We start from the raw sequence: 25,387 nt of genomic DNA, 5'->3' as shown, positions 1-25,387 counted from the left end.
CTTGCGGTCCGCGACCCCCGGTGGCTGAATTTCTCCTGGTCAGCGGGGTGGGGGCCGAAGGTCCGCAGCCTTCCCGCCCTGCTCCGCCGTCCCAGTGGGCGGGCAGAACGGCAAAGAATTGGACAGGCGGGCCGTGGTCGGCCGCATCATGGAAGAGCCTCGGCCAGGCACATCAGGTACGTATCAGGACGCAGTAGGGAGTCGCCGTGAGGGTCGGAATCGTCGGAGCCACCGGTCAGGTGGGCACGGTCATGCGCAGCATCCTCAAGGAGCGGAACTTCCCGGTCACGGAGCTGCGCCTGTTCGCCTCCGCCCGCTCGGCCGGCACGGAGCTGGACGGCGTGACGGTGGAGGACGCGTCCACCGCCGACTACAGCGGCCTGGACATCGTGCTGTTCTCCGCCGGCGGCGCGACCTCGAAGGCGCTGGCCGAGAAGGTCGCCGCGCAGGGCCCGGTCGTGATCGACAACTCCTCGGCCTGGCGCAAGGACCCCGACGTCCCCCTCGTCGTCTCCGAGGTCAACCCGCGGGCCATCGCGGACCGGCCCAAGGGCATCATCGCCAACCCGAACTGCACCACGATGGCCGCGATGCCGGTGCTGCGTCCGCTGCACGCGGAGGCGGGCCTGGAGGCGCTGGTCGTGGCCACGTACCAGGCGGTGTCCGGTTCGGGTCTCGCGGGCGTCGCCGAGCTGCACGGGCAGGCGTCGAAGGTGATCGACGAGGCCGACAAGCTGACCCATGACGGCTCCGCGGTCGACTTCCCCGAGCCCGGCGTCTACCAGCGTCCCATCGCGTTCAACGTGCTGCCGCTGGCCGGCAACCTCGTCGACGACGGTCGATACGAGACCGACGAGGAGCAGAAGCTGCGCAACGAGTCGCGCAAGATCCTCGGCATTCCCGGGCTCAAGGTCTCCGGCACCTGTGTGCGCGTCCCGGTCTTCTCCGGCCACTCGCTGCAGATCAACGCCCGTTTCGCCCGCCCGATCAGCCCGGAGCGCGCGACCGAGCTGCTGGCCGAGGCGCCCGGTGTGGTCCTCACCGACATCCCCACCCCGCTCCAGGCGGCCGGCCAGGACCCGTCCTACGTGGGCCGCATCCGCACCGACGAGACGGTGGACAACGGCCTCGCGCTGTTCGTCTCCAACGACAACCTCCGCAAGGGCGCCGCGCTGAACGCGGTGCAGATCGCGGAGCTGGTGGCGGCCGAGCTGAAGGGCTGAGCCGACGTGCAGGCACGTGGCGGGGGCGGACACCGGTCGGTGTCCGCCCCCGCCACGTGCATGCCGTTCACGGCGCCGGATGCCTCCGCAGCGCGGTGTCGATCTCGGCCATGCGCTGCCGCGGAACCACACCGATCGGCCGCAGCGGCCTCTCCGGGGCCGGCGCCCGTACCTGGAACGGGTGGACGCGGGAGGTGTCCGTCGACAGCGGCACCAGCGTGATCACTCCCCGCCCGGCCCGCTCGACGGCCGCGTCGGCGCCGTCGTTCGACACGATGACGCCGGGACGCGCCGTGCCGGCTTCGGCGCCCCGCGCCGGTTCGTAGTCCACCCAGTGGATGTCACCGCGCTTCATCGGTCATCCCGTCCCCCGCGAAGCGGTCCCGGAACTGCGCGTCCTCGCTCTCGTCCCACTCGGCGAAGGCCTCCGTGCACTGCACAGGAAGCCACCCCCGGTGCGACCCTCATGGCCGCCTTCGCGCGCGTTCCCCGCGACCGGGACGCCTCCCCCAGGTCCGACCGAGGGGTATCCCCATGGTCCGGCTCGGTCATCCCCCGATCCCGATCCCGCGTGGAAGGATGACGCAACCCACACATATCGAGGAGATGACCGCGTGCCTGGCACAAACCTGACTCGCGAAGAGGCGCAGCAGCGGGCGAAGCTGCTGACCGTTGACTCGTACGAGATCGATCTCGATCTCTCCGGCGCGCAGGAGGGCGGCACCTACCGGTCCGTGACCACGGTGCGCTTCGACGTCGCGGAGGACGGCGACGGCGCGGAGTCGTTCATCGACCTGGTCGCTCCGGCCGTGCACGAGGTGACCCTCAACGGTGACTCCCTCGACCCGGCGGAGGTCTTCGCCGATTCCCGCATCGCCCTGCCGGGGCTGCTCAGGGGCCGCAACGTCCTCCGGGTGGAGGCGGAGTGCGCCTACACCAACACGGGTGAGGGCCTGCACCGCTTCGTCGACCCGGTCGACGACCAGGCGTACCTCTACACCCAGTTCGAGGTGCCGGACGCCCGCCGCGTCTTCGCGAGCTTCGAGCAGCCGGACCTCAAGGCGACCTTCCAGTTCACCGTGAGGGCACCCGAGGGCTGGACCGTCGTCTCCAACTCGCCGACGCCCGAACCCCGCGACAACGTCTGGGAGTTCGCGCCGACCCCGCGCATCTCGTCGTACATCACGGCGCTGATCGTCGGCCCGTACCACTCGGTGCACAGCGTCTACGAGAAGGACGGCCAGTCCGTCCCGCTCGGCATCTACTGCCGGCCCTCCCTCGCCGAGCACCTCGACGCGGACGCGATCTTCGACGTGACCCGGCAGGGCTTCGAGTGGTTCCAGGAGAAGTTCGACTACGCCTACCCGTTCGAGAAGTACGACCAGCTGTTCGTGCCGGAGTTCAACGCGGGCGCGATGGAGAACGCGGGCGCGGTGACCATCCGCGACCAGTACGTGTTCCGGTCGAAGGTGACCGACGCCGCCTACGAGGTGCGGGCCGCCACGATCCTGCACGAGCTGGCCCACATGTGGTTCGGCGACCTGGTCACCATGGAGTGGTGGAACGACCTGTGGCTGAACGAGTCGTTCGCCACCTACGCCGAGGCCGCCTGCCAGGCCGACGCGCCCGGCTCGAAGTGGCCGCACTCGTGGACGACGTTCGCCAACTCCATGAAGACCTGGGCCTACCGCCAGGACCAGCTGCCGTCCACGCACCCGATCATGGCGGACATCCGCGACCTGGACGACGTGCTCGTCAACTTCGACGGCATCACGTACGCCAAGGGCGCCTCGGTGCTCAAGCAGCTCGTCGCGTACGTGGGTGAGGACGCGTTCTTCCGGGGCGTGCAGGCGTACTTCAAGCGCCACGCGTTCGGCAACACGCGCCTGTCCGACCTGCTGGGCGCGCTGGAGGAGACCTCCGGCCGCGACCTGCGGACGTGGTCGAAGCAGTGGCTGGAGACGGCCGGCATCAACGTCCTGCGCCCGGAGATCGAGACGGACGACGAGGAGGGGGCCGGCGTCATCACCTCCTTCGCCATCCGCCAGGAGGCCCCCGCGCTCCCGGCCGGCGCGAAGGGCGAGCCGACCCTGCGCCCGCACCGCATCGCGATCGGCCTGTACGACCTCGACGCGGCGACCGGCAAGCTGGTGCGCGGCGACCGGGTCGAACTGGACGTCGACGGCGAGCTGACCGAGGTGCCGCAGCTGGCCGGCAAGCGCCGTCCGGCGGTCGTCCTGCTCAACGACGACGACCTGTCCTACGCCAAGGTCCGCCTGGACGAGCGGTCCCTGGCCTTCGTCACGGAGCACCTGGGCGACTTCGAGTCGTCCCTGCCCCGCGCCCTGTGCTGGGCGTCGGCGTGGGACATGACGCGGGACGCGGAACTCCCCGCCCGCGACTACCTCTCGCTGGTGCTGTCGGGCATCGGCAAGGAGTCCGACATCGGTGTCGTGCAGTCCCTGCACCGCCAGGTGAAGCTGGCGATCGACCTGTACACCGACCCGGCCGCCCGCGAGGCGCTGCTGGCCCGCTGGACCGACGCCACGCTGGCCCACCTGCGGGCCGCCGAGCCGGCGAGTGACCACCAGCTCGCGTGGGCGAGGGCGTACGCGGCGACGGCCCGCACCCCGGAGCAGCTCGACCTCCTGGAGGCGCTGCTGACCGGCTCGCAGACCGTCGAGGGGCTGGCCGTGGACACGGAGCTGCGCTGGGCGTTCGTGCAGCGGCTGGCGGCGGTGGGCCGCTTCGACGAGGCGGAGATCGCGGACGAGTACGAGCGGGACAGGACGGCGGCCGGCGAGCGTCACGCCGCCACCGCCCGCGCGGCCCGGCCGACGGAGGAGGCGAAGGCGGAGGCGTGGGCCTCGGTCATCGACTCCGACAAGCTGCCGAACGCCGTCCAGGAGGCGGTCATCGCCGGCTTCGTGCAGACCGACCAGCGTGAGCTGCTGGCCCCGTACACCGACCGGTACTTCGAGGTGCTGGCGGACGTCTGGGCCTCCCGCTCGCACGAGATGGCCCAGCAGATCGCCGTCGGCCTCTACCCGGGCATCCAGGTCTCCGGCGAGACCCTCGACAAGACCGACGCCTGGCTGACCGCCGCCTCCCCCAACGCGGCCCTGCGCCGTCTGGTGTCGGAGTCCCGGGCGGGAGTCGAGCGCGCCCTGCGCGCCCAGGCCGCGGACGCGGGGGCGTAGCCCGCACGCACCGCGCCACAGGGGCGCCCGGCTTCGTGCCGGGCGCCCCTGGCCGGTTCAGCGGCCCACCGCGCAGGCGTCCCCGTCGAGCGTGAACCGTGCCGGCGGTGACGCGTCGCCGGTGTGGCCGGTGAGGTAGCCGAGGGTGACGCTCGCGCCGGGGGCGATCGTGGCGTTGTGCGGGGCGTTGGCCGCCGTGATCACGTTGCCGCCCTGGGTCAGGTTCGTGTTCCAGTCCGAGACGACCGTCTGTCCGAGGGCCAGCGGGAACCGGAGCGTCCAGCCGTTCACCGGTGCGGTGCCGGTGTTGGTGACGGTGAGGTCGACGGTCATGCCGGTGCCCCAGGCCGTCACCTTCCGGTCCACCCGGCAGGTGGGCTCCTCCCGCGCGAACGACACCTTGTGCAGGCCGCCGGGCAGGTCGTTCACCACGTAGAACTCGCCGTCCGCGGTGGTGCCGATCGAGGTCACCTGGGTCGGCATCTCCCCGATCTCGGCCTGTTCGTAGCCGCCGCTGCCGTCCGGGCGCAGCGCCCACACCGTGGACGAGCAGTAGTCGGTGGCGATGTACGTGCCGCCGAGCAGGGCGGCGTGCTCCCGGCCCCGGTAGACGTGGCCGCCGATGACGGAACACCCGCCGGTGTAGGGCGAGTACGTGAAGACGGGGGCCGTGTACTCCTCGCCGGGCACGCAGTCGCCGTTCGCGAACCTCTCCAGGCCCTCGTAGCAGGACCAGCCGAGGTTCAGTCCGCCCCGGCCGGGCGCCAGGTGGTCGATCTCCTCCCATCGTCCCTGGCCGACGTCGCCGATCCACATCGAGCCGTCGGCGGCGTCGAAGGAGAAGCGCCACGGGTTGCGCAGTCCGTACAGCCAGATCTCCCCGCGCGCGCCGGGCGTGTCCACGAACGGGTTGCCGGCGGGGACGCAGTACGGGAGCGGGTCGCAGCCCCGGCTCACGTCGATGCGCAGGATCTTGCCGAGCAGGGTGTCCAGCCGCTGCCCGGAGCGGAAGGGGTCGCCCGAGCCGCCGCCGTCGCCGATGCTCCAGTACAGGTGGCCGTCGGGGCCGAACGCGAGCTGACCGCCGTTGTGATTGCTGAACTCGGCGTGCTCCTGGGAGAGCAGGACCTCCAGCCGGGACTCGTCGAGGCGGTAGCGGGCGAGGGTGACCGCTCCGTCGGGCAGGGCCGTGTACGCCAGGTAGAGGTCGTGGGTGTCGGCGAAGTCGGGGGCGAGGGCCATGCCGAGCAGACCGCGCTCGTTGCCCGACTCGTCCACGGCCGGGGTGATGTCGACGAGCGGGGTGCGGGCCAGGCCGGTGTCCGGGTGGTAGACGCGGACGGTGCCGGACTTCTCCGTGATGAACAGGCGGTCCGTGCCGTCGTCGGGGGCGGCCAGGGCGGTGGGGCGCCGCAGACCTGAGGCGACCTGGGTGGTGGTGGCGCTGAGGGAGGGCAGCGGGACGGCCGCGGCGCGCGGGACCGGTTCCGCACCGCCCGGCACGGGATCCGCCGCCCCGGCCGGCAGCGGGGAGAGCACGGTCAGCAGGAGGGTCAGCAGTACGGATCCGGTCCAGCGGCGTCGTGGCATGTCGGCTCCAGGAACGAGGACGCGTGCAAGGCGGTGGTGCCCCGGTGCTGTGGTGTTTCCGTGCCGTGGTGCTCGGTGCGGGTGCTGCTTCGGGCGCTTCCGCGCTTCCGGGGCGGGGACGTTCCGGGCGCCGGCTCGCCGCCTTCCGTGCCGCGCGGCGCGGCGTGGCGTGGCGCGGCGTGGGAGCGCTCCCGCACCCTGTGTCCTCCAGGCTGCGCGCCGTCACGGGACGCGGCAATGGCTGATTGCGCCACTTTCACCCCGCGTGGCTCGAACGGCGCGCGGGCACCCTGCGCCACCTCGCCGGGCTCGGTCCGCCGGCATGAGTCCCGCCCTCCGGGACTCCGGGCCGGTCCGCCGGGACGACGGACCGGGGCGCGGCGTCCGACGGGGCGGGCGGCCGGGACGGCACGCAGGTGTGCGCCTGGTGGCCGACGGGGCCGCCGGGAGGCGCGGGCGTCCGTGCCTGCGTACGGTCCGGACCGGGCCGCCGGGTGATCTGCCCCGCGATCGTCGCGCCGAACGCCAGGGCCATGCCGGTCAGCTGGAGCGGCGTCAGCGCCTCCCCGAGGGCCGCCCAGCCGATCACCGCCGCCGTCAGCGGGGAGAGCGGCCCGAGGAAGGTGACCTGGGTGGCGGTGAGCCGGCCGATGCCGCGGAACCAGAGCCAGTACGCGATGGCCGTGTTCGCCAGGGCGAGATACAGGTAGCCCCCGGCCGCCGGGGCGTCCAGGGCCGGCGGGGCACCCTCGGCCAGCAGGGCGAGCGGGGCGATCAGCAGGCCGCCCGCGGTGAGCTGCCAGCCGGTGAGGGCCAGGGGGCCCACGCCTTCGGGGCGGCCCCAGCGCTGGGTGAGCACGGTGCCCGCGGACATGGACGCGGTGGCGGCGAGCGCGGCGAGTACGCCGATCAGGTCCAGCGCCCCGGCCGCCTTGAGGACGACCAGGCTGACGCCGAACGCGGCCACGATCCCGGTGAGGACGCTGCGGACCGTCGGGCGCTGCCCGAGCAGCAGGGCCGAGAGGGCGACCACGAGCAGGGGGCCCGCCGAGCCCACGACCGCCGCCATGCCGCCGGGCAGCCGGTACGCGGAGAGGAACAGCAGCGGGAAGAAAGCGCCGATGTTCAGCGCGCCGAGCACCACCGCCTTCCACCACCAGGCGCCGCGCGGCAGCACGCGGACGAGGGCCAGCAGGACCAGTCCGGCCGGCAGGGCGCGCATCAGGCCGGTGAACAGGGGGCGGTCGGGCGGGAGGAACTCCGTGGTCACGGCGTAGGTGGTGCCCCAGGAGACGGGGGCGAGGGCGGTGAGGGCGGTGAGAGCCGCGCGGGAGGGGGCATGGCGCTGGGACATGGACAGCCCTTCCAAGTAGGTCGACGGAAGTAGCTTACTCACAAGCTACTTATAGTCGAGCTACTTTCTTGCGGGTGACCCTACGGGCGCGGATACTCCTCGCCATGAGCACATCCCAGGAGCCGCGCCCCAAGGATCCCGTCGACGCGATCATCGAGCAGTGGGCACGGGTGAGGCCCGATCTGGACACGGCCGGCATGGAGGTCTTCGGGCGCGTCTTCCGGCTCGCGCGCGCCATGGGCGACCGGATGGAGCAGGCGTACGGCCGGTACGGCATCTCACGCGGGGAGTTCGACGTGCTGGCCACCCTGCGGCGGGCCGGGGAGCCCTACACCCTCTCCCCGCGGCAGCTCTCGGCCACGCTGATGCTGACCACGGGCGGGATGACGGGGCGCCTCGACAAGCTGGAGCGGGCGGGTCTGCTGCGCCGCTCCCCCGACCCGCACGACCGGCGCGGGCTGCAGGTGACGCTCACCGGGGAGGGGCTGGAACTGATCGACCGGGCGGTCGGCGCGGGGCTCGCCGAGCAGACGGAGGCGCTGGCGGCGCTCGGCGGGGAGCGGGCGGGGCAGTTGTCCGCGCTGCTGCGGGAGTTGCTGCTCGCGAGCGAACGGTAGGGACGCGAAGGCGGGCCCGGTGCCCCTCGCGGCGACAGCGCGAAGGGCGCCGGCGTCCGCTCGTCGCGGTGCCGGCGCCCTCGGGACGTGCGTGGGGTGCTCCGGGTCAGGCCTTGGCTTCGGCCTTCGTGCTGATGTTGGAGCTGGTGACGTCCTTCTTCTTGTGCGACTTGTCGCCGACCATCACCAGCCCGGCGATGATCACGAAGAGCGCGATCGGGGCCAGGACATAGAGGCCCAGCGTCTCGACGACGCTCAGGCCCGTGCCGGGGTCGTCGCCGTCGTCGCGGGTGAGCGCGAGCGCGGGGGACGTCATGAGCAGCATCATCAGCGTCGTACCGGCTGCCAGGGCGCCGGCGCGCAGGGCGTTCTTCTTGTCCACGCTCCCCAACGTATCGAACGCGGTTCAGGCGCGCGCGGCCGGGGTGCCGTAAGGGGGCGGTGTCCCGGGGCGGGCCGTCACGGGGCGGGGTCGGTCAGTGAGGTCAGCAGGGCCCGGACCCTCGGCGATGCGGTCAGGTCCTCCAGCGTCACCGGGCGGCCCTCCGCGTCCGCGATCGGCAGGCGCCAGTTCGGGTACTGGTCCCACGTGCCCGGAAGGTTCTGCGGGCGGCGGTCGCCGACGCCGTCCGGGAGCCATACGCCGATCATCCGGGCAGGGGTGCGCAGCAGGTACCGGTGCACGGCCCGGATCTCCGCCTCCTCCCCCGAGGCCCCCCGCAGCAGCCCCAGCCGGCCCAGCAGCTCCCGCCACTCGTCCACGTCCGCCGCCGCTTCCGCGCGCTCCACCTCCAGGGGGCGGGTGAGCAGCCCCAGGCTGTCCCGGAGCTCCACGTGATCGCCACCGAGCCGCGCCGCCGTCGGCGGCAGGTCGTGGGTGGTGGCGGTCGCCAGGCAGTCGGCGCGCCAGGTGTCCGGCGGCAGCGGGCGGCGGTCGCCCTCCCAGTCCCGTTCGAACCACAGCACCGAGGTGCCGTACACCCCGCGCTCGCGCAGCGCCTCGCGCACGCCCGGCTCCACGGTCCCCAGGTCCTCGCCGATCACCACCGATCCGGCCCGTGAGGCCTCCAGGACCAGCACGGCGAGCATCGCCTCGGCGTCGTAGCGGATGTAGGTGCCCTCCGTGGGCGGGTGGCCCTCGGGGACCCACCAGAGCCGGAACAGGCCCATCACGTGGTCGATGCGCAACGCGCCCGCGTACCGGAAGAGCGCCCGGAGCAGCGCGCGGAAGGGGGCGTACCCGGAGGCGGCGAGGCGGTCGGGGCGCCAGGGCGGCAGGCCCCAGTCCTGGCCGCGCGCGTTGAAGGCGTCCGGGGGCGCGCCGACGGACATGCCGGCCGCGAAGTGGTCCTGCTGCGCCCAGGCGTCGGCGCCGGCGGGGTGGACGCCGACGGCGAGGTCGTGGACGATCCCGACCGGCATCCCGGCCTCGCGCGCGGTGCGCTGGGCGGCGGTGAGCTGGGCGTCGGTGAGCCAGACGAGGCGGGAGTGGAAGTCGACGCGGCCGGCCAGTTCCCGGCGGGCACGGGCGGTGCCGGGCGAGCGGGGGTCGCGCAGCTCGGCGGGCCAGCGGTGCCAGTCGGCGCCGTGGACCTCGGCGAGGGCGTACCAGGTGGCGTGGTCCTCGAGGTCCTGCCCCTGTGCGGTGCGGAAGTCGGCGTAGGCGGCCTGCCGGCCGGGGCCGAGCGGAACCTCGTGGACCAGTTCCAGGGCCTCCCGCTTGGCGTCCCAGACGGCGTCCCGGTCGATCAGCGCGCCCTTGTCCAGCACCGCCTCGCGCAGCCGGGCCGCCCGCTCCAGCAGGGCGCGGACGCGGTCGCGGTCGGCGACGTAGGCGAACTCGGGGACGTCCTCGATCCTCAGGTGGACGGGGTCGGGGAAGCGGCGGGAGGAGGGGCGGTAGGGGGAGGGGTCGGTCGGCGGGCCGGGGACGGCCGCGTGCAGCGGGTTGACCTGCACGAATCCGGCGCCGAGGGTGCGTCCGGCCCAGCCGGCGAGTTCCCCGAGGTCGGCGAGGTCGCCCATGCCCCAGGAGCGGCGCGAGAGGAGGGAGTAGAGCTGCACCAGGAGGCCGTACGAGCGCCCCCGCGGCGCGGGCAGCCGGGGCGGGGCGACGATCAGGTGGGCGCGGGCGGTGCGGCCGTCGGGCGCGGTGGCGGTCAGGTCGTGCACGCCGGGCGGGAGGTGCCGGGCGGAGGCCACGGTCTCGCCCTGCTCGGTGCGCACGCCGATCCGGGTGCCGTCGGGCAGCGCGGCGAGGGCGGCCGGGGTGTCGGTGCCCCAGGCGACCACGGTGGGGGGCAGCAGCCGTGCGTCCCGTTCGCGTTCGCGGGCGGTGAGGGCGGCACGGACGGCGTCCGGGCCCGCCGTGTCCACGCCGAGGGCGGCCAGCGCGAGGGTGACGGCGGTGGCGGAGGCCGTGACCGTGCGGTCCGGTGAGGGGCTGTAGGAGGTGGCGACGCCGTGCAGGGCGGCGAGCCGGGACAGGTCCGCGGAAGGGGGCTCGGCCGGCCGTGGCGCGGTCACCCTAGGGTCCCGGGCGGTACTGGGCCGGGAAGGAGTCGAGTCCGGAGGCGTCGGAGGAGTCCATCCAGGTGTCGGACTCGCTGGTCAGGGGGGCGGCTTCGGCGAGCGGCGGTTCGCTGGTGAGCGGTTCGGCGTCCGGCAGCGGGGGTTCGCTGGTCAGCGGCAGTTCGGTGCAGGGGCCCTCCGCGCTGAGGACGCAGAGGTGGAGGTCGTCGGCGGAGGTCTCCGCCACGGGTTTGGACAGGGCCGGGGAAGGAACGTATGCCGGTGCGGTCACAGATCGTCTCCTCGTCGAGCACGGTCCGCGGATCACGCGGACGTGCGGGATGCGGCTCGTGCGTGTCGTGCGGGTTATCACGCAGCCCTACCCAGCGGGCGCGATGCCAGACGCACAAAGTCTTTCCATGTGTTTCTGCTCACATTCTGTTCTCCTGCCCTCCTTCCACGGTGGGACAAACGCGCCACAACGTCCACTCTCATTGACACGTTCACCGCCGAGGTGGTGGGCTCGGGTTTCTCGGTAACGGAATGGACACGGCCGTTCGGCCGCCGGACCGTTCGGACCACCCGAGCGACCAGGAGGGGCCCGTGCAGCTGCGGCGTGGGAGGACGGCGAACACCAGGAGGGCCGCCCTCGCGTTCGCCGTCCTCGCCGGAACGCTGGGGACCGCGCCGGCCGCCGTGGCGGCGCCGCCCGTGCCCGGGACGACCGCGTCGCCCACCGCCGATCCGGTGGGGGCCGCGGAGCCGTCCGTGTGGCCGCGCCCCCACTCCCTGCGCGCGAACGGCGCACCGGTCGAGGTGACCGGCGAGGTCGCCCTGATCGCGGACGGGACCGCCGATCCCCACGCCGTCGAGGCGCTGCGGGAGCTGTTGCGGCAGGCCGGGGCGCGCCGGTTCACCGCTCCCGGCACACCGGTGCCCGAGGGGGCGCTCGTGGTGCGGGTGGGGACGGAGCGCGCCTCGAACGACCCCCGGCGCGCCCTGCCGTCCGGCGGCTACACGCTGAACACGGGGCGCGGGGCCGTCTCGTTGACCGGGGCGGACGGCGCCGGCCAGTTCCACGCCGTGCAGACCCTGCGGCAACTGCTGCGCCCGGACGGCACGATCGGCGCCGTCGTGGTGCGCGACTGGCCGGGCACCGCCGTGCGCGGCATCACCGAGGGCTTCTACGGCACCCCGTGGACGCACCGGCAGCGGCTGGGCCAGCTGGACTTCATGGGCCGCACCAAGCTGAACCGCTACCTCTACGCGCCCGGCGAGGACCTGCTGCGGCAGGCCCGCTGGCGGGAGCCGTACCCGGCCGAGCGGCGCGCGGAGTTCCGGGAACTGGCCGAGCGGGCGCGGGGCAACCACGTCACGCTGGGCTGGGCGGTCGCGCCGGGGCAGGCGATGTGCTTCGCCTCGGAGCAGGACCTGCGCGCGCTGACCCGCAAACTGGACGCGATGTGGGCGCTGGGCTTCCGCGCCTTCCAGCTCCAGTTCCAGGACGTCAGCTACAGCGAGTGGCACTGCGGAGCGGACGCCGACCGGTTCGGGTCGGGGCCCGAGGCGGCGGCCCGCGCCCAGGCGCACGTGGCGAACGCGGTGGCCCGGCACCTGGCGGACCGCCATCCGGGTTCCGTCGCGCTGTCGCTGATGCCGACCGAGTACTACGAGGAGGGCTCGACCTCCTACCGGCGTTCCCTCGCACAGGCGCTGGACGCGGGCGTCGAGGTGGCGTGGACCGGGGTCGGGGTGGTGCCGCGCACCATCACGGGCCGCCAACTGGGCGAGGCCCGCGCGGCGTTCGGGCATCCGCTGGTGACGATGGACAACTACCCGGTCAACGACTACGCCCCGGGCCGGATCTTCCTCGGCCCCTACCAGGGCCGTGAGCCGGCCGTGGCCGCCGGTTCGGCGGCGCTGCTCGCCAACGCGATGGCGCAGCCCGAGGCGTCCCGCGTCCCGCTGTTCACGGCCGCCGACTTCGCCTGGAACCCGCGCGGTTACCGGCCCCAGGAGTCCTGGCGGGCGGCGATCGCCGACCTCGCCGGCGGTGACGCCCGGCGCGAGCAGGCGCTGACCGCGCTCGCCGGGAACGTCGCCTCGTCGGTGCTGGGCGGCACGGAGTCGGCGTATCTGCGGCCGCTGCTGGAGGAGTTCTGGCGGACCCGGCCGGCGGCGCACGGCACGCGGGAGCCCGACGCCGCCGTCCGGCTGCGCGCGGCCTTCACCGCGCTGCGCGACCTGCCGGGCCGGCTGTCCGGCACCGCGCTCGGCACCGAGGTCGCCCCGTGGTCCGAAGGGCTGGCCCGTCACGGCGAGGCCGGCACGACGGCGCTGGACATGCTGCGCGCCCAGCGGGCCGGGGACGCGGCCGCCGCCTGGTCGGCGTACCGGAAGCTGGGCGAGCAGCGCGAGGCGGCCGCCTCGGCGGGCGTGACGGTCGGCGAGGGCGTACTGGACCCCTTCCTGGACCGGGCGCGGAAGGCGTACGAGAGCTGGGCCGGGATCGACCACGAGCCGTCCGCGCGGTCCGGCGGCGAGCGCGCCCTCGACCTGCCGCGCGCCCGCGTGATCGACACCGTGACGGTGCTCACCGAGCCGGGCACGCGGGGAGCCGTGGAGGCGCGCGTGCCGGGCGAGGGGTGGCGCCGGCTCGGGGCGCTGGCCGAGGAGGGCGCCACCGAGCTGCGGGCCGGCGGCCGGCCGGTCGACGGCGTCCGGGTCACCGGCGCCGATCCCGCCCGGGTGCGCCACCTGGTCCCGTGGTTCGCGGACGCGCCCGCCGCCTCCGTCGAACTGCCCGGCGACCGCGCGGACGCCGACATCGGAGGCACCCGGAGGCTGACGGCCACCCTCGGCTCGCTGCGTCCCGACGAGGTGCGCGGCAAGCTCACCGTCCAGGCCCCGAAGGAGCTCGACGTGCGCGTTCCGCGGGAGGCCCTGACCGTTCCGCGCGGTACACCGGTGGAGGTGCCGGTCGAGGTGACCGTGAAGCCGGGCACGCCCGCCCGCTCCTACGAGGTCCGGCTCGGCTTCGGCGGCGCGACCCGCGCGCTGACGGTGAACGCCGTTCCCCGCGTCGGCGGCCCCGACCTGGCCCGCGGCGGCCGGGCGGGCTCCTCGGCCGACGAGACACCCGACTTCCCCGCCTCGGCGGCGAACGACGGCGACCCGGAGACCCGCTGGTCGTCCCCGGTGCGGGACGACGCCTGGTGGCAGGTGGACCTCGGACGCCCGGTGCGGCTGGGGAAGGTGGCGCTGCACTGGCAGGACGCCCATCCGTCCGCGTACCGCGTGGAGGTGTCGGCGGACGGCCGCACCTGGCGTACGGCGGCTCAGGTCCGCGACGGCCGGGGCGGCCGGGAGAGCGTCCGCATGGACGAGCGGGACGTGCGGCACGTCCGCGTCCAGGGCGAGAAGCGCGCGACGCGGTACGGCTATTCGCTGTGGTCGGTGGAGGCGTACGCGGTCGTGGACTGAGCACGTCCCGACGTACCGGATCCGGACGACTTCGGCTGCCGCTATTCACTCAGTACATGTACTCAGTACATACTGAGGCGCATGAGCACCCGCCACATCCTGCTGGGCCTGCTCGCCTCGGGGCCCAGCCACGGCTACGACCTCAAGCGACGCCACGACGCACGCTTCCCGCAGGCCCGTCCGCTGGCCTACGGGCAGGTCTACACGACCCTTCAGCGCCTGGTCCGGGACGGTCTCGCCGAGGTCGGGGGCACCGACTCGGACGGCGGTCCCGAGCGGACCGTGTACCGCGTCACCGACGACGGCGCGCGTGAACTGTCCCAGTGGGCCGGGGAGATCGCCCCGCCCGCGCCGTTCGTGACCAACGAGATCTTCGCCAAGGTCGTGGTGTCGATCCTGTCCGACGGCGACCCCGCCGGGTACCTGCGCGCCCAGCGCGCCGCCCACATGGAGCGGATGCGGGAGCTCACCGCGGTGAAGACGGCGGGGGACGCCGATCTGGCGACCGTGCTCTCGGCCGACTTCGCCCTCAACCACCTGGATGCCGACCTGCGTTGGATGACGACGACGGCGGCCCGGCTCACCACCCTGACCGCGGAGGTCGACACGGCATGAACAACGGGGACAACGCGGCGGGACCGCTGCTCACGGGCCGCCGGCTGGTCAAGGCGCACGGCAGGACCGAGGCGCTGCGGGGCGCCACCGTCACACTGGACGCGGGGGAGATCCTCGCGGTGACCGGCCCCAGCGGAAGCGGCAAGTCGACGCTGGCGCACTGCCTTTCCGGCATCACCCGTCCGGACGCGGGCTCGGTGACGTACGCCGGGCAGCGGCTGGAGGACCTGACGGAGAAGCGGCTGAGCGAACTGCGCCGTACCGAGTTCGGGGTGGTCTTCCAGTTCGGCCAGCTGATCCCGGAGCTGACCGCGGCGGACAACGTGGCACTGCCGCTGATGCTGGCCGGCGCCGGCCGTGCCGGGGCGCGGGCGGCGGCCGGGGAGTGGCTGGAGCGGTTCGGGGTGCGCGGGCAGGAGGAGTCGCGGCCGGGGGAGATGAGCGGAGGGCAGGCACAGCGGGTGGCGCTGGCCCGCGCACTGGTCACCGGGCCCCGGGTGGTGTTCGCGGACGAGCCGACGGGGGCGCTGGACTCGCTGGCGGGCGAGCAGGTGATGACGGCCCTGGTGCACACCGCCCGCGAGACCGGCACGGCGGTGCTGCTGATCACGCACGACGCGCAGGTGGCGGCGTACGCCGACCGTGAAGTGCGGCTGTGCGACGGCGTCGCGACTCCGCAGGGGGTGGCGGCGTGACGACGGACTCCGCAGGGGGTGGCGGCGTGACCGCGTCCCTCCTCTCCGATCTGCGGCTGGCCTGGCAGCTCACCCGCGGCTCCGACCGGCGCGAGTGGTGGCGGGTCGCGCTCACCGCGACCGGGGCCGCGCTGGCCACCGGGTTCGCGCTGGCGGCCGGCGCGCTGGCCTCGCTGCGCGGCCAGTACTCCCTCTCCGTCGCCGGGGGGCTGCTCGACGAACCCGGTACGCGCGCGGGGGTGATCCTCGCCCTGCTGCTGCTCCTGGTGCCGGTGCTCGGCTTCCTCGGGCAGTGCGCCCGGATCGGGGCCGTGCACCGCGACCGGAGGCTGGCCGCGCTGCGGCTGGCGGGGGCGACGCCCTGGCAGGTACGGCGGATCGCCGCGCTGGAGACCGGGCCGGCCTGTCTGTTCGGCTCGCTGACCGCGACGGTCGTCACGGTGCTGGTGCTGGTGGAGAGCTGGGAGCGGCCCGCCGTGCTCACGTGGGTGGTGCTCGCGCTGGTCGCCGTCGCCGTGCCGGTGCTGGGGACGACGGCGGGCGTGCTCGCGCTGCGGCAGGTCGTGGTCTCGCCGCTGGGCCGGGTGCGCCGCGCCGGTCCGGCCCGTAGCGGGCGCGGGCCGGGACGGCTGTTCCTGCTGTCGCTGCTGATGGTGGCGACGGTGGCGCTGTCGCGGCGAGCATCACCCCGGCGGGCCCGCGTGGTGCGTTCCCGTGGCAGATGCCGATGACGGTGTTCGGCTCGCTTCTCGCGGTGGGCGCGGGCTCGGTGTGGCTGTCCGGGGCCACGTCCCGTGCCGTGGGCCGCGCGCTGGCGGGACGGGCCCGCTCGGCGGCCACGCTGATCGCCGCGGAGCGACTGCGCGACGACCCGTGGGCGGCGGCCCGCGCGCACGCGGCCGTCCTGCTGGTGACGGTGGTGGGCACGGGATTCGTGAGCGTGCGGCACTTCATGATCGAGGGGCTGCACGAGGACCGGCACCGGCTCGCGGAGAGCGTCTCGTACTACACGACCGGACTGAACCTCACCGCCGCCGCGATCGCGGTGGGCCTGGTGATCACCCTGTGCGCGCTCGCCGTCGGCACGGCCGAGTCGCTCGCCTCCCGTCGCAGGGGGCTGGCCGCGCAGGTGGCCGCGGGGGTGCCGCGGGCGGTGCTCGACCGGGCGCTGCTGCTGGAGACCGCGCTGCCGCTCGCACCGGCCCTGTCGGCGGCCGGTGTCGGCGGCCTGGCGATCGGCGTCGCCTACTCCTCGGTCACCGCGTCCGGCTTCCTGCCGTGGTCCGCCCTGCTGGTCCCGCTCGCGGTCTACGGCACCTGCCTGCTGGCCGCGGCCACCGCCCTGCCCCTGCTGCGGCGCACGGTCCGCCCGGCGGAACTGCGCCACACCTGAACCGGCCCGGCGCCCCCGGGGGAACGGGGGTTCCCCGGGGCCGGGCCGCTGTCGCCGCGGCGCCCGCGGGACGGCCGGGGTCAGGCCGAGATGCCGTCGATCCGGGCCATCGCGTCCTCCGCGCCGTACGGCTGGAGGTACGGCAGCCAGCGCGGGTCGCGGTGGCCGGTGCCGATGATGCGCCAGGCCAGACCGGTGGGCGGGGCGGGTTTGTGACGCAGGCGCCAGCCCAGCTCGAACAGGTGCCGGTCGGCCTTCACGTGGTTGCAGCGGCGGCAGGACGCCACGACGTTGTCCCAGACGTGCTTGCCCCCTCGGCTGCGCGGGATCACGTGGTCGACGCTGGTTGCGACGCCACCGCAGTACATGCACCGGCCCCCGTCACGGGCGAACAGCGCCCGCCGGGTGAGTGGAACGGGCCCCCGGTAGGGAACCCGCACGAAACGCTTGAGCCGGACCACGCTGGGTGCGGGGACGGTGACGGTCGCGCTGTGCAGATAGGCGCCGGTCTCCTCGAGGCAGACTGCCTTGTTCTCGAGGACGAGCACGAGCGCGCGGCGGAGCGGTACGACGCCGAGTGGCTCGTACGACGCGTTGAGGACCAGGACATGCGGCACGGACGGCCTCCTTGTACGCCGGCGGCGCGTGGCTCGCGCCGGGACGATCCGTAGTCAGTTTCTCCTCATGCCTGGTGGAAGCGCCACCATGTCCCGGTAACGGGCTGGGAGTGTTTTCGACCACACCCCGATGCATCCCCAGGATCATGGCCTGTTCAAGCACGGGTGAGCACGGTCTCTTCTTCACGGAGAGGGCCGATCCCTTCACAATGCCCCGTTAGTGTGGTGGTTCTGCCCCGTCCGGTGACCCGATCGTGACCTTGCCGGACTTGACCGCCGCGGCGGGGGCAGATCGTGCACCTGGAGGTACCTGCCGTGTCCTTGTCCGCCGTCCTGTCGGCCGCCGATCCGTCGCCGACACCCTCGGATTCCGGGACCCCGCGGGTGCCCACGCTCCAGGACGCCCACGAGAGCGCCACCAACGCCGCCGGCTGGGTCGAGGAGAACTGGTCGACATGGCTGGCGATCGGGCTCCGGGTCCTGCTGATCCTGGTGATCGCGGTGGTGCTGAGGGTGGTGGTGCGGCGGGCGATCACCAAGCTGGTCGACCGTATGTCCCGCACCGGCCAGGCGGTGGACGGCACCGCGCTCGGCGGCCTGCTGGTCAACGCCGAGCGGCGCCGGCAGCGCTCGCAGGCGATCGGTTCGGTGCTGCGCTCGGTGGCGTCGTTCCTGATCATGGGAACCGCCGCGCTGATGGTCCTCGGCACGTTCCAGATCAATCTGGCGCCGCTGCTGGCCTCGGCCGGTGTCGCGGGTGTGGCGATCGGTTTCGGCGCGCGCAACCTGGTGACGGACTTCCTCTCCGGCGTCTTCATGATCCTGGAGGACCAGTACGGCGTCGGCGACACCGTCGACGCGGGCGTGGCGTCCGGTGAGGTGATCGAGGTCGGGCTGCGGGTGACCAAGCTGCGCGGCGACGGCGGGGAGATCTGGTACGTCCGCAACGGCGAGGTCAAGCGCATCGGCAACCTGTCCCAGGGCTGGGCGACCGCCAACGTGGACGTCACGGTCCGTTCCGACGAGGACCTGGACCGGGTGAAGGACACGCTGACCGAGGTCGCCGAGCGGACCAGCAAGGAGGAGCCGTGGAACGAGCTCCTGTGGAGCCCGGTCGAGGTGCTCGGCCTGGACTCGGTGCTGCTGGACTCGATGGTGGTCCGCGTCTCGGCGAAGACCATGCCGGGCAAGTCGCTGACCGTGGAGCGGGAGCTGCGCTGGCGCATCAAGCGCGCCTTCGACGCCAACGGCATCCGCATCGTCGGCGGCGCCACGGCCGTGGAGGACGCCCCGCCCGCCGATCCGACGGCCGGTGTCGCGGCCCCGTCCGCCTACGCGAGCACGATCTCCCCGCAGTCGATGGCGGCCTCCCCGCTGCCCCCGCCGAACATCACCAAGTAGACGCCGGCACCCCAGGGGCGGCATCCGGGACGTCCCGGGTGCCGCCCTTTCCGCGTCCTCCCTTGACGCCCCCTCCGCGCCGGGCTTACGTTCCTCCCCGTCGGGGCCGTCCGACAGGAAACTTTCCTGACAGTCCGCGTTCCGGGACGGCCGTCCCGCACCGGCGGCGAAGGGCAGGTGTCGCACCTCATGGCAGGAACCGCCGGTCCGCCCGGCACCCCGCGCGTGCTGCGCGCCATGAACGACCGCACCGCCCTGGACCTCCTGCTGGAGCACGGCCCGCTGTCCCGCACCCGGATCGGCAGGCTCACCGGCCTGTCCAAGCCGACCGCCTCCCAGCTCCTGGCCCGCCTGGAGGCGGCCGGACTGGTCCTCGCCACCGGCACCACCGAGGGCCGCCCCGGCCCCGGCGCCCAGCTGTACGAGGTCAACCCGGCCGCCGCCCACGTGGCCGGGCTGGACGTCACCGCCCGGCGGATACGCGCCGCCGTCGCCGACATCACCGGCCGCACGGTCGGCCGGCACGAGCTGCCCACCCCCGGCCGCCGCTCCCCGGCCCCCGTCGCCCAGCAGGTCACCGACGCCCTGGACGGCGCGGTGAAGGCCGCGGGACTGTCCCGCTCCGACATCCACCGCCTGGTCATAGGGACACCGGGCGCCTTCGACCCGAACACGGGGCGGCTGCGCTACGCCTCCCACCTCCCCGGCTGGCACTCCCCGACGCTGCTCGACGAACTGGCCGCCGCGCTGCCGATGCCGTTCGAGTACGAGAACGACGTCAACCTCGTCGCCCTGGCCGAGCAGCGTCTCGGCGCGGCCCGCGACCACACCGACTTCGTCCTGCTGTGGAACGAGGAGGGCCTGGGCGCCGCCCTGGTGCTGGGCGGCCGGCTGCACCGGGGCTGGACCGGCGGCGCGGGCGAGGTGGGCTTCCTCCCGGTGCCCGGCACGCCCCTGGTCCGCCAGGTCGCCAGGGCCAACAGCGGCGGCTTCCAGGAGCTGGCCGGCTCCCAGGCCGTGCCCCGGCTCGCCCGCGAACGGGGCATCGAGGACATCCCGCCGGGCCCGTACGCCGAACAGGCCGCCGCCCTCCTCGCACGCGCCGCCGCGTCCCCGCCCGACGACAAGCCCTCGCACCGCCTGCTCCACGACTACGCCACCCGCCTGGCCACCGGCCTCGCCTCCCTCGTCTGCGTCCTCGACCCCGAACTCGTCGTCCTGAGCGGCACCGCCCTCACCTCGGGCGGCGAGGTGCTGCGCGCCCTGGTCCAGGCCGAACTGGAGGAACTGGCCGCCCCCCGGCCCCGTCTCGTCGTGGGCGGCGTCCGTGAACACCCCGTGCTGCGCGGCGCGCTGGAGAGCGCGCTGGCGACCACCCGCGACGAGGTCTTCGACACCTCCCGCTGACCCGTCGAGGGCGTCACCCCCACCGGAGTGAAGGGAACACAGGACACGACATGAAACTCACCGTGGTCGGCGGAGGCTCGACCTACACCCCCGAACTCGTCGACGGCTTCGCCCGGCTGAGGGACACCCTCCCCCTCACCGAGCTGGTCCTCACCGACCCGGCGACGGACCGCCTCGACCTGATCGGCGCCCTGTCCCGCCGCATCTTCGCCCGCCAGGGCCACCCCGGGACGATCACCACGACCGCCGACCTGGACGCCGCCGTGGACGGCGCGGACGCGGTCCTCCTCCAGCTCAGGGTGGGCGGTCAGGCGGCCCGGCAGCAGGACGAGACCTGGCCGCTGGAGTGCGGCTGCGTCGGTCAGGAGACCACCGGCGCGGGTGGCCTGGCCAAGGCGCTGCGCACGGTCCCGGTCGTCCTCGACATCGCCGACCGCGTCCGCCGGGCCAACCCGGACGCCTGGATCATCGACTTCACCAACCCCGTGGGCATCGTCACCCGGGCGCTGCTGCGGGCCGGCCACAAGGCACTGGGCCTGTGCAACGTGGCCATCGGCCTCCAGCGCAAGTTCGCGGCGCTCCTGGACACCGACCCGGCCGGCATCCACCTGGACCACGTGGGACTCAACCACCTCACGTGGGAGACGGCGGTGCGCCGGGGCGGCCCGGACGGCGAGGACGTCCTCCCCGCCCTCCTCGCCGCCCACGGCGACACGATCGCCGCCGACCTCCGCCTCCCCCGTCCCCTCCTGGACCGCCTGGGCGTGATCCCGTCCTACTACCTGCGCTACTTCTACGCGCACGACGAGGTCGTACGGGAACAGCGCACCGGACCGTCGCGGGCCGCCGAGGTGGCCGACATGGAACGCCGCCTCCTGGCCCTGTACGCCGACCCGGCCCTCGCCGAGAAGCCCGCCCTGCTGTCCCAGCGCGGCGGCGCCTACTACTCGGAGGCAGCGGTGGACCTGGCGGCGGCCCTGCTCCGCGGCGCCGGCTCACCGCACCAGGTGGTCAACACCCTCAACAACGGCACCCTCCCCTTCCTCCCCGACGACGCCGTCGTCGAGGTCCAGGCGACGGTGGGCCCGAAGGGCGCGAGCCCGCTCCCCGTCCCCCCGGTCGACCCCCTCTTCGCGGGCCTGATGGCCGACGTCACCGCCTACGAGGACCTGGCGCTGGAGGCGGCCCTCGACGGCTCCCGGGACCGCGTGTTCCGCGCCCTGCTCGCCCACCCCCTGATCGGCCAGTACGCCTACGCCGACCGCCTCACCGACGAACTCGTCGCCCACAACCGGGAGCACCTCACGTGGGCCTGACCGCGGGCGTCCTCGCCGTGGACGCCGGCAACAGCAAGACGGACGTGGCGGTGATCGGGTCCGACGGGGCGGTGCTGGCGACGGCCCGCGGGGAGGGCTTCCGACCCCCGGCGGTGGGTCTGGACACCGCGATGGACACCCTCACCGAGACCGTCACCCGGGCCCTCGCCGACGCCGGCACCACGACCGTCCTGCGTGTCTCGGCCTGCCTGGCCAACGCCGACCTGCCCGTCGAGGAGGAGCAGCTGACGGCGGCACTGGCCGCGTGCGGCTGGGGCCGGACCGTCGAGGTGCGCAACGACACGTTCGCGATCCTGCGGGCCGGGGTCGACGAGCCGCGGGGGGTGGCCGTCGTCTGCGGCGCGGGCATCAACTGCGTGGGCATGCGCCCCGACGGGCGTACCGCACGCTTCCCGGCGATCGGGCGCATCTCCGGTGACTGGGGCGGGGGTTGGGCGCTGGCGGAGGAGGCGCTGTGGCACGCGGCCCGCGCGTCGGACGGCCGCGGCGGGCCCACGGCCCTGACGGACACGCTTCCGTCGCACTTCGGGCTGTCCGGCATGCCCGAGCTGATCGAGGCACTGCACCTGGAGCACCTGCCGCGGGCCCGCCGGCACGAGTTGACCCCGGTGCTGTTCGCGACGGCGGCCGGCGGCGACGAAGTCGCGCGGGCGATCGTCGAACGGCAGGCCGAGGAGATCGTCGTGATGGCGGTGGTCACGCTGACGCGGCTGTCCCTGCTCGACGAGGAGACGCCCGTGGTGCTGGGCGGGAGTGTGCTGGCGGCGCGGCACCCCCTGCTGGACGACCGCGTCCACGAACTCCTCGCCGAGCGGGCACCGAAGGCGGCAGCCCGGGTGGTCACGGCGAGTCCCGTGCTGGGGGCGGGCCTGCTGGGGCTGGACGGGTTGGCGGCACCGGCGTCCGCGCACCGTCGCTTGCGCGGGCATTACGAGGGGTAGGGGGCCGGGTCACGCACCCGCGCGCGTTGTCCGGTGGCCGGGCGCCACGGGTGTGCCTCCCGGCACATTCCGGGCGCCCGGCGGGGGGTTCCCGCGACCCCGCACCGCACTGCTGCCCGGCGTGGGTGCGGGCCGGGGGGGCGTTGCGTAACCCGGCGCTCACGGGGTGCCGTCGCGCCCACCCGTGCCGCCCTGCGGCACGACTGCCCGCGGAGGACGGGAAGCCGGGCACCGCACGGGACGGTGACAGCGGCGCCGCAGGCATCCACCCCCCACCCGGCGCCTGGAACCGAACCGCAGCCCCCGGGCGTGTTCCTGGGCAGGGCGTGGACGGCGTGGGGCGGAATTTCCGGCAATCGGGCTGCAATCGGATCAAGATCGTGCCAAGGCCGGTGCATATGTCAGCCCCGACGGCGATACTGGCCGCGGAGCGGACCATGGGGGAGGTCAAGTGACACACACGCCGCACAGCCCGGCGCCACCCGGCAACGCCGCGCCCGGGCTTCCGGCCGTACCACCGCAGCGCACCCCCGCACCCCCGGCCGCCCCCAGCCCCGCCGCCCCACCACCCGCCCGCCGCACCGCCTTCGCCGAGGGCGTCGACCGCCTCCGCAAGGCCGCCACCACCGAGCCCGGCCGCCTGCGCGTCATCGGCGCGGTCCTGGCCGCCCTCGTCCTCGCGTTCGGCGCGGTGACGGCCTGGCAGATGACCGACCGGGCCGCGGCCGCCGACGACGTCCTCACCAGCAGCCAGCCCCTCACCTCCGACGCCGCCGACATCTACCGCTCCCTCGCGGACGCGAACACCGCGGCGTCCAGCGGCTTCCTGGCCGGCGGGCAGGAGACCGCCGCCTCACGGGACCGCTACGAGAAGGACATCCGCACCGCCGCCGCCAAACTCGTCAACGCCGCGGCCAACTCGGAACCCGGCTCGTCCTCCGCGAAGACGATCGCCGAACTCAACCGCCTGCTCCCGGAGTACAAGGGCCTGGTGGAACGCGCCCGCACGTACAACCGCCAGGGCTACCCCGTGGGCGGCGCCTACCTGCGGTACGCGAACGAGAAGATGCAACAGGAGATGCTCCCGGCGGCGGAGGAGCTGTACACCACGGAGAACCAGCGCCTGCGCTCCGACTACGCGGACGCGACCCCGTACCCCTGGCCCGCGATCGCCCTCGGCGTCCTCGCGCTCGCCGCCCTCGCCTGGGCCCAGCGCCGCAACTACCTGCGCACCAACCGCGTGCTCAACCACGGCCTGGTCGCGGCGACGACGACCGCCGCCGTGGTGCTGCTCTGGCTGACGGCCGGCCACACCCTGGCCCGCTCGCACCTGAACGACTCCTACGACCACGGGGTCCGCTCCCTCAACGTCCTGCACGACGCCCGCATCGCCTCGCTGAAGGCGCGGGGCAACGAGAACCTCACCCTGGTGGCGCGCGGCGCGGAGACGAAGAAGGTGGGCGAGGAGACGTTCGACGCGTACGACTACGACTTCGGGCGGGACATCGACACCCTCGCCAAGGGTCTGGCCCGCGCCGAGCGGCTCGCGGACGACGACAGCGGCGCGAAGCCGGTCACGTCGGCGGTGAGCGACATGACCGAGTGGAAGAAGCGTCACGCGGCCGCGCGCGAGCAGGACGAGAACGGCAACTACCAGCAGGCGCTGGACATGGTGATCGGCGCCGAGGGCGCGACGGGCGAGTGCTTCGACAGCGTCGACAAGAACCTGGCCGCGGCGCTGGCCCACGAGGAGACGGAGTTCAAGCAGGCGGCGGGCGACGGCAGGGACGCGCTGACGGGCCTGCCGCTCGGCGCGGCGGCCTGCGCGGTGCTGGGCGCGGCCGGCGCGCTCCTGGGCATCGGCCGCAGGCTGTCGGAGTACCGATGAACACCCGCGTGCCGGACCCGCAGGGGGTGTTCGGGCCGAAGGAGGCGACGAGGATGACCGCACCGCACCCGCGGACCCGCCCCAAGGGCTGGGGCGGGGTGGGCGCGATGGCGACGGCCTGCGTGCTGGCCCTGGTCTTCGCTCTCGTCCTGACCTGCACCGGCTCGCAGGGCCGTACCCCGGCGAGGACCTCCGGCGAGGCCGTCTCCCACGCCGAGCGGGCGCAGGCCGACGAGGAGTGCACGGCCCCGGAGAAGCAGACCCTGCCTCCCTCCGCCGCCGACGGTCCCACGATCGCGGCGATCAAGAGCCGCCAGGGCGAGAAGCGCAAGCTGGTCGTCGGTGTGGACCAGAACAGCTACCGCTGGGGCTACCGGGACCCCAACAGCGGGGAGAGCGGCCGGCTCGAGGGTTTCGACATCGACTTGGTGCACCGCATCGCCGAGGACATTCTCGGCGACCGTGACGCGGTGCAGTTCAAGGCGATCCCGACGGACCAGCGCATCCCGGCGATCCAGGCCGGCCGGGTCGACATGGTGGTCCGGACGATGACGATCAACTGCGCGCGCGTGCGGGACGTGGCGTTCTCCGCGCCGTACTTCAAGACGGGCCAGCAGGTCCTGGCCCCGAAGTCCTCGCCGGTCACCGGGTACGACGGGAGTCTGGCGGACCGGGAGATATGCACGGCGACGGGTTCCACCGCGTACTCGACGCTGGAGGCGGACCGGGAGGAGGGCCGGCTCCCGAAGTCGGCCGACATCCGCACGACGGTCCCCAACCAGCTCGACTGCCTGGTGCGTCTGCAGCTCGGCGAGGTGGACGCGGTGGTCACGGACGGGGCGCTCGCGGCCAGCCAGGCCGCGCAGGATCCGACGGTGGAACTCAAGGGCGCGGCCTTTACGACCGAGTACTACGGCGTGGCGATGAAGAAGGACGCGGACGATCTGGTCCGCCGGGTCAACCAGATCCTGGTGGACTTCCGCGGGGACACCGCGAACGGCTGGGAGTCCTCGTACGCGAACTGGCTGGCGGCGACACTGGGCCGGGACTCCGCCGCGTCGAAGCCCCCGGCCCCCGAGTACCTGCGCAAGAGCTGACCCACAGCCCACCACCCA

21 protein-coding genes are annotated in these 25,387 nt (G+C 73.9%); 14 read left to right on the top strand and 7 right to left on the bottom strand.

Annotated elements, in window-relative coordinates; translation table 11 throughout:
• Positions 1–206 precede the first annotated feature (206 nt).
• Positions 207–1,223 (top strand): aspartate-semialdehyde dehydrogenase, encoded by a 1,017-nt coding sequence (locus tag IE172_RS01520; protein ID WP_190095200.1) that lies wholly within the window; start codon positions 207–209, stop codon positions 1,221–1,223.
• A gap of 67 nt (positions 1,224–1,290) precedes the next feature.
• Here the strand turns inward: IE172_RS01520 and IE172_RS01515 are convergent, their stop codons facing one another.
• Positions 1,291–1,578: a type II toxin-antitoxin system PemK/MazF family toxin gene (locus tag IE172_RS01515; RefSeq protein ID WP_190095199.1), complete on the bottom strand. Its 288-nt coding sequence runs from the start codon at positions 1,576–1,578 to the stop codon at positions 1,291–1,293.
• 259 nt (positions 1,579–1,837) lie between these two features.
• Here IE172_RS01515 and pepN point away from each other — a divergent pair, with 259 nt between their 5' ends.
• Positions 1,838–4,423 carry an aminopeptidase N gene (pepN, locus tag IE172_RS01505; RefSeq protein ID WP_190095198.1) on the top strand — a complete coding sequence of 862 codons (2,586 nt, stop codon included), beginning with the start codon at positions 1,838–1,840 and terminating at the stop codon, positions 4,421–4,423.
• Between the two features lie 57 nt (positions 4,424–4,480).
• Here pepN and IE172_RS01500 read toward each other — a convergent pair whose 3' ends face one another.
• A complete protein-coding gene (locus IE172_RS01500; protein WP_190095197.1) occupies positions 4,481–6,013 on the bottom strand; it encodes a PQQ-dependent sugar dehydrogenase in 1,533 nt (510 codons plus the stop codon).
• Between the two features lie 256 nt (positions 6,014–6,269).
• Positions 6,270–7,367 carry an EamA family transporter gene (locus tag IE172_RS01495; protein ID WP_229885740.1) on the bottom strand — a complete coding sequence of 366 codons (1,098 nt, stop codon included), beginning with the start codon at positions 7,365–7,367 and terminating at the stop codon, positions 6,270–6,272.
• A 104-nt stretch (positions 7,368–7,471) separates the two neighbouring features.
• Here IE172_RS01495 and IE172_RS01490 point away from each other — a divergent pair, with 104 nt between their 5' ends.
• Positions 7,472–7,984: a MarR family winged helix-turn-helix transcriptional regulator gene (locus tag IE172_RS01490; protein ID WP_190095196.1), complete on the top strand. Its 513-nt coding sequence runs from the start codon at positions 7,472–7,474 to the stop codon at positions 7,982–7,984.
• 106 nt (positions 7,985–8,090) lie between these two features.
• Here the strand turns inward: IE172_RS01490 and IE172_RS01485 are convergent, their stop codons facing one another.
• The 3 genes from IE172_RS01485 to IE172_RS01475 all read right to left on the bottom strand — a co-directional run bounded on the left by IE172_RS01485 (position 8,091) and on the right by IE172_RS01475 (position 10,787).
• Entirely contained in the window at positions 8,091–8,366 is a 276-nt protein-coding gene (locus tag IE172_RS01485) for a hypothetical protein (RefSeq protein WP_190095195.1), read from the bottom strand.
• A 77-nt stretch (positions 8,367–8,443) separates the two neighbouring features.
• Complete coding sequence (gene malQ / locus IE172_RS01480) at positions 8,444–10,510, bottom strand: 4-alpha-glucanotransferase (protein WP_190095194.1); 2,067 nt, start codon at positions 10,508–10,510, stop codon at positions 8,444–8,446.
• A 1-nt stretch (position 10,511) separates the two neighbouring features.
• A complete protein-coding gene (locus IE172_RS01475) occupies positions 10,512–10,787 on the bottom strand; it encodes a hypothetical protein (RefSeq protein WP_190095193.1) in 276 nt (91 codons plus the stop codon).
• A 311-nt stretch (positions 10,788–11,098) separates the two neighbouring features.
• On the opposite strand from IE172_RS01475, the gene IE172_RS01470 reads away from it, so the two are divergent.
• From IE172_RS01470 to IE172_RS34275, 5 genes are all read left to right on the top strand, one after another.
• On the top strand, positions 11,099–13,978 hold the full coding sequence (locus IE172_RS01470; protein WP_190095192.1) for a glycoside hydrolase family 84 protein: 2,880 nt from the start codon (positions 11,099–11,101) through the stop codon (positions 13,976–13,978).
• A gap of 81 nt (positions 13,979–14,059) precedes the next feature.
• On the top strand, positions 14,060–14,593 hold the full coding sequence (locus IE172_RS01465; protein ID WP_190095191.1) for a PadR family transcriptional regulator: 534 nt from the start codon (positions 14,060–14,062) through the stop codon (positions 14,591–14,593).
• Entirely contained in the window at positions 14,590–15,288 is a 699-nt protein-coding gene (locus IE172_RS01460) for an ABC transporter ATP-binding protein (protein WP_190095190.1), read from the top strand. Before IE172_RS01465 ends, IE172_RS01460 begins: the two co-directional genes overlap by 4 nt.
• A 26-nt stretch (positions 15,289–15,314) precedes the next feature.
• Positions 15,315–16,019 carry an FtsX-like permease family protein gene (locus IE172_RS34280; protein ID WP_229885739.1) on the top strand — a complete coding sequence of 235 codons (705 nt, stop codon included), beginning with the start codon at positions 15,315–15,317 and terminating at the stop codon, positions 16,017–16,019.
• Positions 16,010–16,681, top strand: coding sequence for a hypothetical protein (locus IE172_RS34275; RefSeq protein WP_229885738.1), 672 nt, complete (start codon positions 16,010–16,012; stop codon positions 16,679–16,681). The genes IE172_RS34280 and IE172_RS34275 overlap by 10 nt, the downstream gene beginning before the upstream one ends.
• Before the next feature lie 80 nt (positions 16,682–16,761).
• On the opposite strand, the gene IE172_RS01450 is transcribed toward IE172_RS34275, so the two are convergent.
• The gene (locus IE172_RS01450; protein WP_190095189.1) at positions 16,762–17,298 is read right to left on the bottom strand and encodes an HNH endonuclease; all 537 of its coding nucleotides are present in this window, start codon (positions 17,296–17,298) and stop codon (positions 16,762–16,764) included.
• 315 nt (positions 17,299–17,613) lie between these two features.
• Here IE172_RS01450 and IE172_RS01445 point away from each other — a divergent pair, with 315 nt between their 5' ends.
• The 6 genes from IE172_RS01445 (at position 17,614) to IE172_RS01420 (ending at position 25,369) form a co-directional block, all read left to right on the top strand.
• The gene (locus IE172_RS01445) at positions 17,614–18,699 is read left to right on the top strand and encodes a mechanosensitive ion channel family protein (RefSeq protein WP_190095188.1); all 1,086 of its coding nucleotides are present in this window, start codon (positions 17,614–17,616) and stop codon (positions 18,697–18,699) included.
• Between the two features lie 189 nt (positions 18,700–18,888).
• Positions 18,889–20,106, top strand: coding sequence for an ROK family transcriptional regulator (locus IE172_RS01440; RefSeq protein WP_190095187.1), 1,218 nt, complete (start codon positions 18,889–18,891; stop codon positions 20,104–20,106).
• A 50-nt stretch (positions 20,107–20,156) separates the two neighbouring features.
• Entirely contained in the window at positions 20,157–21,422 is a 1,266-nt protein-coding gene (locus IE172_RS01435; protein ID WP_190095186.1) for a 6-phospho-beta-glucosidase, read from the top strand.
• Positions 21,413–22,384: an N-acetylglucosamine kinase gene (locus tag IE172_RS01430; protein ID WP_190095185.1), complete on the top strand. Its 972-nt coding sequence runs from the start codon at positions 21,413–21,415 to the stop codon at positions 22,382–22,384. The genes IE172_RS01435 and IE172_RS01430 overlap by 10 nt, the downstream gene beginning before the upstream one ends.
• A 451-nt stretch (positions 22,385–22,835) precedes the next feature.
• Positions 22,836–24,272, top strand: coding sequence for a GlnX family signal transduction membrane protein (locus IE172_RS01425; RefSeq protein WP_190095184.1), 1,437 nt, complete (start codon positions 22,836–22,838; stop codon positions 24,270–24,272).
• Between the two features lie 53 nt (positions 24,273–24,325).
• Positions 24,326–25,369 carry a glutamate ABC transporter substrate-binding protein gene (locus IE172_RS01420; protein WP_190095183.1) on the top strand — a complete coding sequence of 348 codons (1,044 nt, stop codon included), beginning with the start codon at positions 24,326–24,328 and terminating at the stop codon, positions 25,367–25,369.
• Positions 25,370–25,387 lie beyond the last annotated feature (18 nt).

This window comes from Streptomyces griseoflavus (assembly GCF_014649995.1).
Taxonomy (GTDB): Bacteria; Actinomycetota; Actinomycetes; order Streptomycetales; family Streptomycetaceae; genus Streptomyces; species Streptomyces griseoflavus.
The sequence above is the reverse complement of the archived record's forward strand: the minus strand, read 5'-3'. Positions and strand labels throughout refer to the sequence as shown.